The organism is Halomonas hibernica (genome assembly GCF_013183775.1).
Classification (GTDB): Bacteria; Pseudomonadota; Gammaproteobacteria; order Pseudomonadales; family Halomonadaceae; genus Vreelandella; species Vreelandella citrativorans.
In genome coordinates, this window is sequence record NZ_VIFN01000001.1 from 114,655 (window position 1) to 128,015 (window position 13,361).

13 protein-coding genes and 3 tRNA genes are annotated in these 13,361 nt (G+C 53.1%); 12 read left to right on the forward strand and 4 right to left on the reverse strand.

Annotation, left to right across the window (positions count from 1 at the left end; all coding sequences use genetic code 11):
* The first annotated feature begins 169 nt into the window (after positions 1-169).
* The 3 genes from FKN99_RS00560 to FKN99_RS00570 are packed head-to-tail and all read left to right on the forward strand — an operon-like array spanning position 170 to position 5,010.
* The gene (locus tag FKN99_RS00560; RefSeq protein WP_172116082.1) at positions 170-2,092 is read left to right on the forward strand and encodes a PrkA family serine protein kinase; all 1,923 of its coding nucleotides are present in this window, start codon (positions 170-172) and stop codon (positions 2,090-2,092) included.
* Between the two features lie 40 nt (positions 2,093-2,132).
* Positions 2,133-3,422: a YeaH/YhbH family protein gene (locus FKN99_RS00565; RefSeq protein WP_172116083.1), complete on the forward strand. Its 1,290-nt coding sequence runs from the start codon at positions 2,133-2,135 to the stop codon at positions 3,420-3,422.
* A 25-nt stretch (positions 3,423-3,447) separates the two neighbouring features.
* Positions 3,448-5,010 (forward strand): SpoVR family protein, encoded by a 1,563-nt coding sequence (locus FKN99_RS00570; RefSeq protein ID WP_172116084.1) that lies wholly within the window; start codon positions 3,448-3,450, stop codon positions 5,008-5,010.
* Positions 5,011-5,216: 206 nt separating this feature from the next.
* Here the strand turns inward: FKN99_RS00570 and FKN99_RS00575 are convergent, their stop codons facing one another.
* On the reverse strand, positions 5,217-5,531 hold the full coding sequence (locus tag FKN99_RS00575; protein ID WP_172116085.1) for a high-potential iron-sulfur protein: 315 nt from the start codon (positions 5,529-5,531) through the stop codon (positions 5,217-5,219).
* Positions 5,532-5,808: 277 nt separating this feature from the next.
* On the opposite strand from FKN99_RS00575, the gene FKN99_RS00580 reads away from it, so the two are divergent.
* Together FKN99_RS00580 and FKN99_RS00585 are read left to right on the forward strand one after the other, a co-directional pair.
* Positions 5,809-6,084: an Lrp/AsnC family transcriptional regulator gene (locus FKN99_RS00580; RefSeq protein WP_172116086.1), complete on the forward strand. Its 276-nt coding sequence runs from the start codon at positions 5,809-5,811 to the stop codon at positions 6,082-6,084.
* A gap of 81 nt (positions 6,085-6,165) precedes the next feature.
* On the forward strand, positions 6,166-7,029 hold the full coding sequence (locus FKN99_RS00585) for a DNA/RNA non-specific endonuclease (RefSeq protein WP_172116087.1): 864 nt from the start codon (positions 6,166-6,168) through the stop codon (positions 7,027-7,029).
* 194 nt (positions 7,030-7,223) lie between these two features.
* On the opposite strand, the gene FKN99_RS00590 is transcribed toward FKN99_RS00585, so the two are convergent.
* The 3 genes from FKN99_RS00590 to FKN99_RS00600 all read right to left on the reverse strand — a co-directional run bounded on the left by FKN99_RS00590 (position 7,224) and on the right by FKN99_RS00600 (position 7,603).
* Positions 7,224-7,310: transfer RNA gene (locus FKN99_RS00590), tRNA-Leu, on the reverse strand.
* A 41-nt stretch (positions 7,311-7,351) separates the two neighbouring features.
* Positions 7,352-7,438 (reverse strand) — tRNA-Leu (locus FKN99_RS00595).
* A 78-nt stretch (positions 7,439-7,516) separates the two neighbouring features.
* Positions 7,517-7,603, reverse strand: a tRNA-Leu gene (locus tag FKN99_RS00600).
* A gap of 33 nt (positions 7,604-7,636) precedes the next feature.
* On the opposite strand from FKN99_RS00600, the gene FKN99_RS00605 reads away from it, so the two are divergent.
* The 7 genes from FKN99_RS00605 to rplI all read left to right on the forward strand — a co-directional run bounded on the left by FKN99_RS00605 (position 7,637) and on the right by rplI (position 13,275).
* Complete coding sequence (locus FKN99_RS00605; protein WP_172116088.1) at positions 7,637-7,864, forward strand: hypothetical protein; 228 nt, start codon at positions 7,637-7,639, stop codon at positions 7,862-7,864.
* Positions 7,861-10,251 carry a ribonuclease R gene (rnr, locus tag FKN99_RS00610; RefSeq protein WP_172116089.1) on the forward strand — a complete coding sequence of 797 codons (2,391 nt, stop codon included), beginning with the start codon at positions 7,861-7,863 and terminating at the stop codon, positions 10,249-10,251. The genes FKN99_RS00605 and rnr overlap by 4 nt, the downstream gene beginning before the upstream one ends.
* Positions 10,252-10,253: 2 nt before the next feature.
* On the forward strand, positions 10,254-11,051 hold the full coding sequence (gene rlmB, locus FKN99_RS00615) for a 23S rRNA (guanosine(2251)-2'-O)-methyltransferase RlmB (protein ID WP_172116090.1): 798 nt from the start codon (positions 10,254-10,256) through the stop codon (positions 11,049-11,051).
* A 241-nt stretch (positions 11,052-11,292) separates the two neighbouring features.
* Complete coding sequence (rpsF, locus tag FKN99_RS00620; protein WP_087107800.1) at positions 11,293-11,688, forward strand: 30S ribosomal protein S6; 396 nt, start codon at positions 11,293-11,295, stop codon at positions 11,686-11,688.
* A 33-nt stretch (positions 11,689-11,721) separates the two neighbouring features.
* Entirely contained in the window at positions 11,722-11,949 is a 228-nt protein-coding gene (rpsR, locus tag FKN99_RS00625; RefSeq protein WP_009097135.1) for a 30S ribosomal protein S18, read from the forward strand.
* 12 nt (positions 11,950-11,961) lie between these two features.
* A complete protein-coding gene (locus tag FKN99_RS00630) occupies positions 11,962-12,813 on the forward strand; it encodes a hypothetical protein (RefSeq protein ID WP_087107798.1) in 852 nt (283 codons plus the stop codon).
* A 15-nt stretch (positions 12,814-12,828) separates the two neighbouring features.
* Positions 12,829-13,275 carry a 50S ribosomal protein L9 gene (rplI, locus tag FKN99_RS00635; RefSeq protein WP_172116091.1) on the forward strand — a complete coding sequence of 149 codons (447 nt, stop codon included), beginning with the start codon at positions 12,829-12,831 and terminating at the stop codon, positions 13,273-13,275.
* Positions 13,276-13,361 lie beyond the last annotated feature (86 nt).

The following is a 13,361-nucleotide window of genomic DNA, read 5'->3' on the forward strand; positions in this document are numbered from 1 at the left end:
CGGGACTTTTCTGGCGTATGCCTATGCGTATCACATGTTAGCGTTGAAGTTTTAGTCATCACATTTTGCTAATGCTGGCTACGCTAATAGAGCGACACCTCGTTCGGCTCACCACGATAAAATATTCATCCGGGTGGTGATTGCCTGGGGATGGCCATAGGAGGGTTCCATGAGCATCTTTGACCACGTTCAAGACCGTTTTGCCCGCGTACAGCAAGAAGACATGAGTTTGGAAGAGTATCTGGCGCTTTGTCGTCGTGACCCAACGGTTTATGCCAGCGCCGCAGAGCGCATGCTGGACGCCATTGGCGAGCCTGCTGTGATTGATACGGCAAAAGATCCGCGCTTATCGCGTATTTTTTCCAATAAGGTAATACGCCGCTACCCGGTATTTACTGAATTTCATGGTATGGAGGAGGCCATTGAGCAGATAGTGGCTTACTTCCGTCATGCCGCCCAAGGGCTTGAGGAGCGCAAGCAGATTCTCTATCTGCTGGGGCCGGTGGGGGGTGGTAAATCATCACTTGCGGAGCGCTTAAAACTGCTAATGGAGCGTATTCCGTTTTACGCCATTAAAGGCTCACCCGTTTATGAGTCGCCGCTTGGGTTATTTTCACCGGAAGAGGATGGCGAACTGCTTGAAAAAGAGTATGGGGTTGCGCCGCGCTATCTGAAAAGTGTGATGTCCCCTTGGGCTGCCAAGCGTTTAAAAGAGTACGGCGGCGATATTTCCCAGTTTCGTGTAGTGCGCCTTTATCCTTCGCGGCTGCACCAGGTAGCGATTTCTAAAACGGAACCGGGTGACGAGAATAACCAGGATATCTCCTCGTTAGTGGGTAAAGTCGATATCCGTCAGCTTGAGCTTTACTCCCAGGATGACCCGGATGCTTATAGCTTCTCGGGCGGGCTTTGCCGCGCTAACCAAGGGTTAATGGAATTCGTTGAGATGTTTAAGGCGCCGATCAAGGTGCTCCATCCGCTGTTGACCGCCACCCAGGAGGGGAATTACAACCCAACGGAGGGAATGGGCGCCATTCCGTTTGATGGCATTATCCTGGCGCACTCCAACGAATCCGAGTGGCAGGCATTTCGCAATAACCGCAACAACGAGGCCTTTCTTGACCGCGTATATATCGTCAAAGTGCCTTACTGCTTGCGAGTGTCTGAAGAGATCAAAATCTATCAAAAGCTACTGGAAGACTCTTCCCTCAATGCCGCACCCTGCGCACCCGATACGCTACGCATGCTGGCGCAATTCTCGGTACTGTCTCGGTTAAAAGTGCCTGAGAACTCCAGTATCTACTCCAAAATGCGCGTGTACGATGGTGAAAATCTAAAAGATACCGACCCGCGTGCCAAATCGATACAAGAGTACCGCGATGCCGCAGGTGTGGACGAAGGTATGCAAGGCCTCTCCACCCGTTTTGCGTTCAAAATTCTTTCCAAGGTATTTAACTTTGACAGCACCGAAGTTGCCGCTAACCCGGTGCATCTGCTGTATGTGCTGGAGCAAGCGCTTGAGCGTGAGCAACTACCCTCTGAAGTATTTGAGCGTTACCTGGGCTTTATTAAAGAATTTTTGGCGCCGCGCTATGTGGAGTTTATTGGCAAAGAGATCCAAACGGCTTATCTCGAATCCTACAGTGAGTATGGGCAGAATATTTTTGATCGCTATGTGACCTATGCCGATTTCTGGATTCAGGACCAGGAATACCGCGACCCGGATACTGGCGAGCAGTTAAATCGCCAATCGCTTAATGAAGAGCTTGAAAAAATTGAGAAGCCAGCGGGCATTTCCAATCCCAAGGACTTCCGTCATGAAGTGGTGAACTTTGTGCTGCGAGCGCGCGCCCAGAACAACGGCATGAACCCCAGCTGGCAGTCGTATGAGAAGCTTAAAGGGGTTATTGAGCACAAGATGTTTGCCAATACCGAAGAGCTTTTGCCGGTCATCTCGTTTAATGCCAAGGCCTCAACGTCGGACCAGAAAAAACACGAGGACTTCGTCGCTCGGATGGTGGAGCGCGGCTATACCGAGAAGCAGGTGCGCCTGCTTTCCGAGTGGTACCTGCGCGTGCGTAAGTCGCAGTAAGCGCTGGTACTGCAAAGGCCCTTTGGGTTAAGGAGGTCGTATGACCTACTTTATTGATCGAAGACCTAACGCTAAACATAAGAGCGCGGTTAACCGGCAGCGCTTTTTGGAGCGCTACCGTCAGCATATCAAGCGCTCTGTTGAAGAGGCGGTTAACCGCCGCTCCATTACCGATATGGAGCGTGGTGAAAACATCTCTATCCCCACCAAGGACATTTCCGAGCCGGTGTTTCAGCATGGCCCTGGTGGGGCGCGCAATATCGTTTCGCCGGGTAATAAAGAGTTTTTACAGGGTGACAGGATTCGCCGCCCCGGTGGCCAAGGCGGCGGAGGCGGTGCGGGTGAAGGGAGCGCTTCTGACCAAGGCGAAGGTAACGATGAGTTTGCGTTTACGCTTAGCCGAGAGGAGTTTTTAGAGTTTGTTTTCGATGGTCTGGAGCTTCCGCACCTGCAGCGTAAGCCGCTTAAATCATTGGAAGAAGTGAAAATGGTGCGCGCGGGCCTTTCCCGGGATGGCGTGCCCTCGCGTATCAGTATTACGCGTTCCATGCGGGAGGCTTACGCCCGCCGTATTGCCATGCGAGCACCGATCAAGCGGGCGCTAAAAGAAGCTGAGCAAGCGCTGGAGGCAGAAGAGCGCAAGGACAGCGTGCTACGTAATCCGGCACGGGTAGCTGAACTGAAGGCTGACATCGAGCGTTTAAAGAAACGCATCGAGGCAGTGCCGTTTATTGATACCTACGATTTGCGCTATCACCAGTTGGCCGCGCAACCTCAGCCCTCAAGCCAGGCGGTAATGTTCTGTGTCATGGATGTTTCAGGCTCCATGACCCAGAACCATAAAGACATTGCGAAGCGTTTTTTTCTGCTGCTTTACCTTTTTTTAGAGAAGCACTACGAAAAGGTCGAGCTGGTGTTTGTTCGCCACCATACTGCCGCAAAAGAAGTGAGTGAGGAGGAGTTCTTTTACTCCCGCGAAACGGGCGGCACCATTGTCTCAAGCGCACTCACGCTGGTGGATAACATTATTCAAAAGCGCTATCCCGCCGAGCAGTGGAATTTATACGTGGCCCAGGCATCGGATGGCGACAATTGGGACGATGATTCCAGTACCTGTCGCAATTTGCTGATTAAAAAGTTGATGCCTCAACTTCAGTACTACGCATATGTAGAAATCACCCCTCACGATCATCAGTCGCTTTGGCATGAGTATCAGAGCGTTGCTGAGCACTTTCCTGAACGCTTTACGATGCGCCAAATTGTCGAAGCCAGCGATATTTATCCTGTTTTTCGTGAGCTGTTTAAACGCCGCTTGAACCAAGCGCGCTAAACGCGTGCGTGTTGAGGAGTGCGCTATGAATGCATCCCAAAAGCCCATTGTGACCGGTTCTGACTGGAGCTTTAGCGTCCTGGAGCGCTTTAACGACAAGCTCGCTGTGCTTGCTGATGAGTACCGCCTGGATACGTACCCCAATCAAATGGAAGTCATCACCACCGAGCAGATGATGGATGCCTACGCCAGCGTGGGTATGCCGGTGGGCTACCATCACTGGTCATTTGGTAAGCAGTTTCTGGCCGTTGAGCAAGCTTACAAACGCGGCCAAATGGGCCTGGCGTACGAGTTGGTGATTAATTCCAACCCTTGTATTGCCTATTTGATGGAAGAAAACACCTTGATGATGCAGGTGCTGGTCATGGCGCATGCCTGCTATGGGCATAATTCCTTCTTCAAGGGCAATTATCTGTTTCGGACCTGGACCGATGCTGAATCGATCGTTGATTATCTGGTGTTTGCACGTCACTACATTGCCAAATGTGAAGAGCGCCACGGCGTCCATGCGGTTGAGCAACTGTTGGATGCGTGCCACGCACTGCAAAATTACGGCGTTGACCGCTATAAACGACCTTCGCCGATCTCGGCTGAAGAGGAGGCCAAGCGTCAGGATGAACGGGAAGCCTACCTGCAAACGCAGGTTAATATGCTGTGGCGTACGATTCCTGAGCCGCCTGGCAATGCGTCACCGCTGCCTGGTAGCCTTAACAGCGACAACGACCCGCTAGGCCTGCACAGCGGTGGAATTTATCCGCCAGAGCCTCAGGAAAATCTGCTCTATTTTATTGAAAAAAATGCCCCGTTATTGGCCCCTTGGCAGCGTGAAATAGTGCGTATTGTGCGCAAGCTGGCGCAGTATTTTTACCCCCAGCGCCAAACTCAGGTCATGAATGAGGGGTGGGCATGCTTTTGGCATTACACGTTGATGAACCGCTTGTATGACGAAGGCGATGTTGATGAGGGTCTGATGCTTGAGTTCTTGCAGTCCCACGCCGCCGTTATTAATCAACCTGGCTTTGATAGCCCTTACTTCAACGGCATCAATCCGTATGCGTTGGGGTTTGCCATCTTTATGGACATCAAGCGGATATGCGAAGTACCGACCGAGGAAGATTATCAGTGGTTTGCTGATATTGCGGGCACGCCTTGGCGCAGTACGCTTGAATTTGCTATGCGCAACTTTAAGGATGAGTCGTTTATTCAGCAGTTTCTGTCGCCCAAGGTAATGCGCGACCTTAAGCTGTTTTTAATTGTGGATGATGATCAGGCGGAAACGCTCGAAGTGGCGGCTATTCATAATGAACAGGGCTATCGCCGGGTGCGCGATGCGCTTTCTACTCAGTACGCGCTGTCGGTGAAAGAGCCAAATATTCAAGTGGTTGAGGCTGATATCCGGGGCGATCGCTCATTAACACTGCACCACGTGCAGGACGGTCGCCGCCCCCTTGGGCGTAGTGCCTACCCGGTTATTCGGCACCTGCATGAGCTTTGGGGGTTCCCCGTACGACTGGTTTCCATGGATGAAGGGCGGGTGACGCATCGCTACCGTTGGCCCATAGAGGAGGAAAGTAAAGACAACCCGTAAATGGTCACAGCTTACCGGTGAGTAATGTATAAAGCCCTGCGTTTGGCAGGGATTTTTAGGCTCTGTCTGAAAAGTGTCTGCGCTCGACAATACGGCGTTAAAAATTGGCTCAAAATACTCATTTACACATGTAAACTCCGTTTTTTCGCCAATTTTTGCCTTGTCTTGTCTTCGCTCGTCGACTTTTCAGACAGACCCTAGCAGCCTTACCCCTGAGCCACCCAGGATTGACACCAGCCACCAGGTTCAACGCTGTTTTCAGGAAACAGCTGGCAGCCTTGATTACCAGAGGTATAAAACATGCAGTTGTCGCACCGTTCACCTGATGTATAAGCAGGGTGGTCGCTGGCATCGCTCGCTTTTTCAACATAGCTCAGCGCTTGGGCACTCGGTACGGAAGGGTCAAGGCGAGGTAGCGACTGAGCAAAGGCCGTTTTCGATAAAATACCGATGCCCAAGGGGAGGGTTGCCAGTCCCCATACACTGGTGCGTATAAAATGACGGCGGCTCTGATTAGCCATGGTCTCTCCTTATAGGTCACTCTCATTTGACCCTAAATATCGCGTTGTTATCCGCCCATGCTAACGAATAGATGCGTGGCGCGCGACTTCTTCGTTCAAGGCAAGGATTTAGAGAGATTTCGTGCCCAGGCTGCGGATTTAACCAGGCCTGTTATACTCCACGCTTTGGCGGCTGTTGACGTTTTTCTTGCGTATTACGCCATTAAACAGGTGTAGACGGTGTGAGTAAAATGACGATAGGCCTCGGTATCACTTACATTTTTTTAGTGAGGGCGCTATGCAAAACGCAGTTATTTTAATTAATACCGAAAAAGGCCAGGTTAAAGCAGTAGCAGAGCGTTTAGCGGACGTGGAAGGCATTAGTGAGGTGTACTCCACCTGTGGGCGTTATGACCTGGTAGCCATTGCGCGTACCCCGAATTTTGAAAGCCTGGCTGAGCTGGTGACCGAGCGCCTTAACGAGGTTGAGGGGATCAGCGATACGGAAACGCTTAACGCCATGCAGGTACATTCACGCCACGACCTTGAAACCATGTTTTCACTGGGCTGGTAATGTGGACATAGGCACCGGCCACCGCAATGGCCGCGTGTCATAAGCGGGCGATAAAAATTAGCGTGTGGGGAGTAGGGGAACGTGGGGATATCGTTTTGGCGCTGGCGTCGAGAGGGGCGACGTTTGGGCGTCGCTTTGCTGTTTGTGGTCGCGGGAGCGGGGTTATGGGAGTTTCAGGGGCGTCAGCATCAGGATGCGTATACCTGGATGGGCGTTCCCACGTGGGAGAGTTTTCATCCCACCACGTTTCACCGCGTATTACGCAATGAGGGCTATTTAGTTGGCTGGTCGGATGTGCGTGTTAACCCGCTGTGGGTGAGTTACCAGCTGGAGGCGGTGCCGGAAGGGACCCAGATTGGCTCACGGCCCAGTTTTCAAGCGGATTGGCGGACCCTCTGGCCGGTAAAAACCGACAGCTATGCCCGGAGTGGCTATGACCGGGGGCATATGGCACCTAACTATGCCATTGCCGCAGTGCACGGGCGCGATGCCCAGGTTGATACGTTTTTGATGAGTAACATGACGCCGCAGCGGCCTAATCTAAATCGTCAGCTGTGGCAGCGGTTGGAGGAGTCGGTGATCAATCACTTTGCGCCGCGTTTTGATCGCGTACAGGCGATTACCGGGCCGATATTCCCTGAACATTTTATGGATAATGTGTTTAATCGGGTGGGGTTTGTCGAAGTGCCAGAGGCGTTCTATAAGATTATTGTTGCCCCACACGATGAGGCACCGCTCGCGCTGGCGTTCATCATGCCCCAGGACGTTCGCGGCAACGAACCGTTAGATGATTACCTGGTCACTATTAATGACATAGAAGCGCGTACCGGGCTTAATTTTTTCCCGGACCTGACACCCGAAATGGAAACCGTGCTGGAAGGTGAGTTGCGTACGCAAGGGTGGGCACTGGAGGAGGTCGCACGGCGACCTGGGCGTTTTCAGTAGCGTAACGTTTTTGATTAGCGTAAGTGGACTATTTAATGTGCTTCAGCTGGGGGTGGGAAAGCCCTCAGTAATATCGACGAAATAAGGAGGCTAAATACGACGTAGTAGAACAACGCAAACGTAGGCACAATATTCAAAATATGGGGATTAATAATAGAAAGGATTGTTCAATGATGCGGACGGGACCAACGTAATGGTGCCCAGGAGAGGACTTGAACCTCCACGTCCATACGGACACTAGCACCTGAAGCTAGCGCGTCTACCAATTCCGCCACCTGGGCGCATCATTTGTACTGCGGGTATTTTGCTGATTGTATTCGTATGGTGCCCAGGAGAGGACTTGAACCTCCACGTCCATACGGACACTAGCACCTGAAGCTAGCGCGTCTACCAATTCCGCCACCTGGGCGAATACATATCAAGCATCAACCACATCAACTTGCCACTGCACCTGCTACTCATGAAAAGAGGATAACATGAGAAAGCGTGGTGCCCAGAAGAGGACTTGAACCTCCACGTCCATACGGACACTAGCACCTGAAGCTAGCGCGTCTACCAATTCCGCCATCTGGGCAAGTGGCGCGTATGATACCGGGGTACTGGTTAAATGCAAGACCTGAAAGATAATTTTATGGCGCAAATCGCACAATTGCTGCTTAAGGTGGTTGGGTCATGGAACATGCAGCGCTATACTGGCCCCATGACCAAACAAAATATGACGTTTTTCAGCTTACTGCCTATTAACGCAGTCGCTGACTATCCCTACCTGCAGCGACTATCCGCTGCTGTTTTTGTCCGCCTCCCGCAAATGCAATTAAGGATGTCGATCGCATGAAGTATTGGACGTTGAGTGATGATCCGCACGCCGAGCGCGAGGCGCAAAAATATGATAATCCGGCGCCTAGTCGTGAATATCTGTTAGCGGCGTTGGAAACGTACGGTAAACCGATTACCCATGAAAATATGAGCCGCATGCTGGGCATCGAGGACGAAGATCACCTTGAAGCCGTTCGCCGCCGGATGGCGGCCATGGAGCGTGATGGTCAAGTGTTGCGTGACCGTCGCGGCGCTTATGCATTAATTGATAAGCTTGATTTGATCAAGGGCAGCGTACTGGGGCACCGGGACGGTTTTGGCTTCTTGATTCGTGATGATGGTAAAAAACCGGATCTGTTGTTACCTCCTCGCCAGATGCGTCGGGTGTTCAGTGGTGACCATGTATTGGTCCGTATCAGCGGCACAGACCGCCGTGGCCGCGATGAAGCGACCATTGCCGATGTGATCGCCCGCAATACGCAAACAATGGTGGGGGTATATCGCAGCAATACGCCGGAATTTGGCATACTGATTCCTGAAAATCCGCGTATTACTCAGGAAGTTATTATTCCTCACAGTGCCTGCGCTGGGGCGAAGGATGGCCAGGTGATTTCGGCCAGAATTGTGCAGCAGCCGGCTACCCGCGTGCAGCCTGTGGGTGAAGTGATTGAAGTGTTGGGTGAGCGTATGGACCCTGGCATGGAAATCGATATTGCGATTCGTAGCTACGATATTCCTGCTGAATTTCCGCCTGAGGTGCTGGATCAAACCAGCGGTATTTCAGCGGAAGTGCTGGAGGAAGATAAAAAGCATCGCGTTGACCTGCGAGATACACCGCTGGTTACGATTGATGATGAATCTGCCAAGGACTTTGATGATGCCGTGTGCGCCTGGCAAACCAAGTCAGGCAGTTGGAAGCTACTCGTCGCGATTGCGGATGTCTCTCACTATGTGCGTCCGGGGACGGCGCTGGATAATGAAGCCCGCACGCGGGGCAACTCGGTGTATTTCCCGGGGCAGGTGGTGCCCATGCTGCCGGAGCTTTTATCCAACGGTCTTTGTTCGCTCAATCCGAACGTGGATCGTCTGGTCATGGTCTGCGAGATGAATATCTCCAAGACTGGGGCGATTAGCCGCTACTCCTTCTATGAAGCCGTGATGAACTCTCATGCTCGCCTCACTTATAACAGCGTGGCGGCGATGCTTGATAACGAGAGCGAAGAGGGCAGTGCGCTGCGTGAGGAACACCGCGAGCTGGTGAAGCCGCTGCAAAACCTGCATGAGCTTTATCACTTGCTACGCGGGGCTCGTGAAACGCGTGGCGCGATTGATTTTGATACCACTGAAACGGCGATCATTTTCAACGACGAGCGCAAGATCGAAAAAATTGTGCCGCGTAAGCGTAACGATGCGCACAAGTTAATTGAGGAGTGCATGCTGGCCGCGAACGTTGCGACCGCACGTTTTCTTGATAAGCACGATCTGCCCGCGCTGTACCGTATTCATGAGCGGCCAACGCCTGAGCGATTGGATAAGCTGCGCTTGTTCCTGAACGAGCTGGGCCTTTCCGTGGGTGGCGGCGATATGCCTACCCCGCAGGATTACCAGGCGCTTCGTGAGGCAATTGTTGATCGCCCTGATGCCGATATTATCCAGACGGTCATGCTACGCTCCATGAATCAGGCGGTGTACTCACCGCAGAATGAAGGTCACTTCGGCTTGGCATATCAGGCGTATGCGCACTTTACGTCGCCGATTCGTCGTTATCCTGATCTGCTCGTGCACCGTGCCATTCGTTCGGTCATTCGGGGGCCGCGTCAAACCAATACCGTCGTGCGCGTTGATGGAGCGCCGGTCGATCCGCCGAGCAAATGGTGCCCTTATACATTTGAGCAGATGCTTGAACTTGGCGAACACTGCTCAATGACTGAGCGTCGCGCCGATGAAGCGACCCGTGATGTAGAAAGCTGGCTGAAGTGCGAGTTTATGTCCGACAAGCTGGGCGAAACCTTTGAAGGCACGATTGCGTCGGTTACCCAGTTTGGCTTGTTTGTGCGTCTGGATGCGTTCTATGTCGAAGGCCTGGTGCATGTGACGTCGCTGCCGTCGGATTATTATCACTATGAGGCAGAGAAGCATCGCCTGAAAGGCGAGCGTACCGGAACCACCTATCGCTTGGGTGATGGCTTGACGGTGCAAGTGGCGCGCGTCGATATGGACGACCGGAAAATTGATTTCAGTTTGACCGACGATAAGCCTCGCCCGCGCCGCCAGCCGCGTAAACGCCGCAGTGGTGACACTAATGAAGCGGCCGCTCCCAAGAGCGACGCTGCGCCCAAGAAAGATAAGCCATCTACGCGTCGTGGCCCGCGACGTACGCGTCAGTCAACGCCCAGGAGAAGTTAAGTATGAAATCGGCGTCGTCTCGACGTGGTGCACGTACTACGGTACGTACGCCGGATGGGCTGGACCAGGTCTATGGTACCCACGCCTTGCAAAGTTTGTTGGAGCGCGGTGAAACGCCGCGCGAGCTATGGGTTCAGCAAGGAGCCGGTAGTCGTTTGGCCGAAGTGGTTGCTCAGGCGCAAGCGCGTGGTGCGCGAATTAAAGAGCAGCCGCGTGACCTGCTGGACCAGTTGACTCAAGGGGCTGCGCATCAGGGAGTGGTGGCGTTCTGCCCGCCACTTACGCCTGAAGGCGAAGAGTCCTTGTGGTTAAAGCTGCGTGCCTGGCAGGCGCCAACACCGCCACTTTTGCTAGTGCTGGATGGCGTGACAGACGTGCATAACTTTGGTGCCTGCTTGCGCAGCGCCGATGCCGCTGGGGCACATGGCGTTATTGTGGCAAAAGACAAGGCCGCACCGCTAAATGCAACCGTGCGTAAAGTGGCTTGCGGTGCTGCCGAGGTAGTGCCGGTTTATCAGGTCACCAACATGGCGCGTACGCTTGCCAAGCTTAAAGATGCCGGCGTATGGATTACCGGTACAGCAGGTGAAGCCCAGGCTAGTGTATTTGACATCGATTTGACCGGCCCTACTGCGCTAGTAATGGGAGCAGAAGGGAAGGGCATGCGGCGTTTAACGCGGGAAGCCTGCGATAATCTGGCCAAGCTACCTATGGCAGGGCAGGTTTCAAGCCTTAATGTCTCTGTGGCTACCGGGATTTGTTTGTTTGAGGCAGTACGACAACGCCAGCTTGCAAGTTAACCCTGCGCCCACTAGAATACTCGCGCCCGTTTGTCTACAGGCGGGCGCAGATGTTTACGTTGGTTAAATACCTGTACGTTGGTTAGATACCAATACGTTAGTTGAACACCAGTTCTGCTTAATGCCTTAAATTGCCGTTTGGCGGTAAGTTGGGTGCATTTCAGTAACTCCTTGCTTCCCTGTCGTCGTTCTCGCTTGTGCGGGGCACACACCGGAAGCTGTCAAACCGCAAGGAGATCTCATGCGTCATTATGAAATCGTGTTTATGGTCCATCCGGATCAGAGCGAGCAAGTGCCGGCTATGGTTGAGCGCTACACCAGCATCGTTACCGAAAACGCTGGTACTGTACATCGTCTTGAAGATTGGGGCCGTCGTCACCTGGCTTACCCGATCAACAAGATTCACAAAGCCCACTACGTGCTGATGAACGTTGAATGTACTGGCGAGACGCTCGAAGAAATCGAGAACATCTTCCGCTTCAACGATGCCATCATCCGCAGCCTGGTTGTACGCTGCAAGGAAGCGGTTACTGAAGCTTCTCCGATGATGAAGCCGGCAGAAGAGAAGCGTCCGCGTCGCGAAGACAAGTCGCGCGCTGATGAGTCCGAGTCTGATTCAGACGTCGAAACTGCCTGATTCTATCCACTGCACGTTTTAAGGAGCTAATCCATGGCACGTTTTTTCCGTCGCCGCAAGTTTTGCCGCTTCACTGCTGAAGGCGTCAAGCAGATCGACTATAAAGATCTGGACACTCTGAAAGCTTATATCACCGAAACTGGCAAGATCGTTCCGAGCCGTATCACCGGCACTAAAGCACGCTACCAGCGTCAGCTGGCGACTGCTATCAAGCGTTCGCGCTACCTGGCGCTGCTGCCCTACTCCGATAGCCACCAGTAAGCGTTTAACGTGATGCTGGCACTGGCAAGATGGCTAATGCGAGGGCTGCCTTACGCCGTAGGCGGGGCAGCGCTGGCCACGTTAGTGCCGTGGCTGTTTTGGTTAGGTGCTGCTATTGCTGCTTTGGTAACCCTGCGTAAAGGCTTTGCACCTGCGCTACCGGTTATTATCGCAGCGGCGCTACCCGCCGGTTTTTGGTGGTCGCAAGGCGACGTTATCCCGCTGGCCAGCGTATTGCTGGTAACGCTGATGGCGGTTGTCCTGCGTGAAAGGATGCGTTGGAGTGAAGCGTTGCTGGCGGGCACCTTCGTGGCTGCAGCAATGGTACAGTTCGGCATCTTTAGCCTGCCAGGCGACATGGGGCCAATGCTTGAGCAACTACGACAAGGCTCTCCGGACGTTGATCGTATGCTCACAGAGTTGGCTAATCAGGGGTACGATACCCAAATGCTGGCTGCCATTGTGGTGGGGGGCGTTACGGGGCTTGTGGTTCTGATTGCGTCGATTGCATGTTTAGCCTTGGCGCGAAGCTGGCAAGCGGGGTTATATAACCCGGGCGGGTTTCGTGAAGAGTTTCATGCGTTACGACTCGCACCCAAAGAGCTTGCCGTGTTAGCGGTGCTTTGTGTGGTCGGCATGATGCTTGGGGGACATGCGTTAGCAGTACTCGGCTGGATACCACTACTCGTTGCCGGCATTGCGTTAGTGCATGGTTATATTGGATTAAAGGGGATGAACGGGCTGTGGCTGGTAGCATTTTATGTGCTGCTGATCACGACCTGGCCCACGATTCTCATTGTGCTGCTGTTGGGGCTGATTGATACATTCGCGAACATTCGCGCACGCCTTGCCCGCGGCAACTGACAAGAGGTTTACGAGATGGAAGTCATTCTGCTCGACAACATTGGTAAGCTGGGCGGCCTGGGTGACAAGGTCACTGTTAAGCCTGGTTATGGTCGTAACTACCTGGTGCCTTACGGTTTAGCCGTACCGGCCACCAAAGAGAACGTTGACGCGTTCCAGGCACAGCGTGCTGAGCTTGAAGCTCAAGCGGCTGAGCGTAAAGCAGAAGCCCAAGCCCGCGCTGAGCAGCTGAACGACATCGAGCTTTCGCTTGTGTCTAAAGCTGGCGACGAAGGCAAGCTGTTTGGTTCTATCGGTCCTCGTGATCTGGCCGACGCTATTTCCTCTGCTGGCATCGAGGTTGCCAAGAGCGAAGTGCGTATGCCGCAAGGCCCGATTCGTCAAACTGGCGAATACGACATCGACCTCCACCTGCATGCAGAAGTGGACGCCGTTGTTCGCGTGGTAGTCGTCGCAGAGTAAACTTTGCTGCTGCTATTTACGCCAAAAGGGCGCGGGATTTCCCGCGCCCTTTGTTATTTAAGCTCTGTGTTATTTAAACCCTGTGT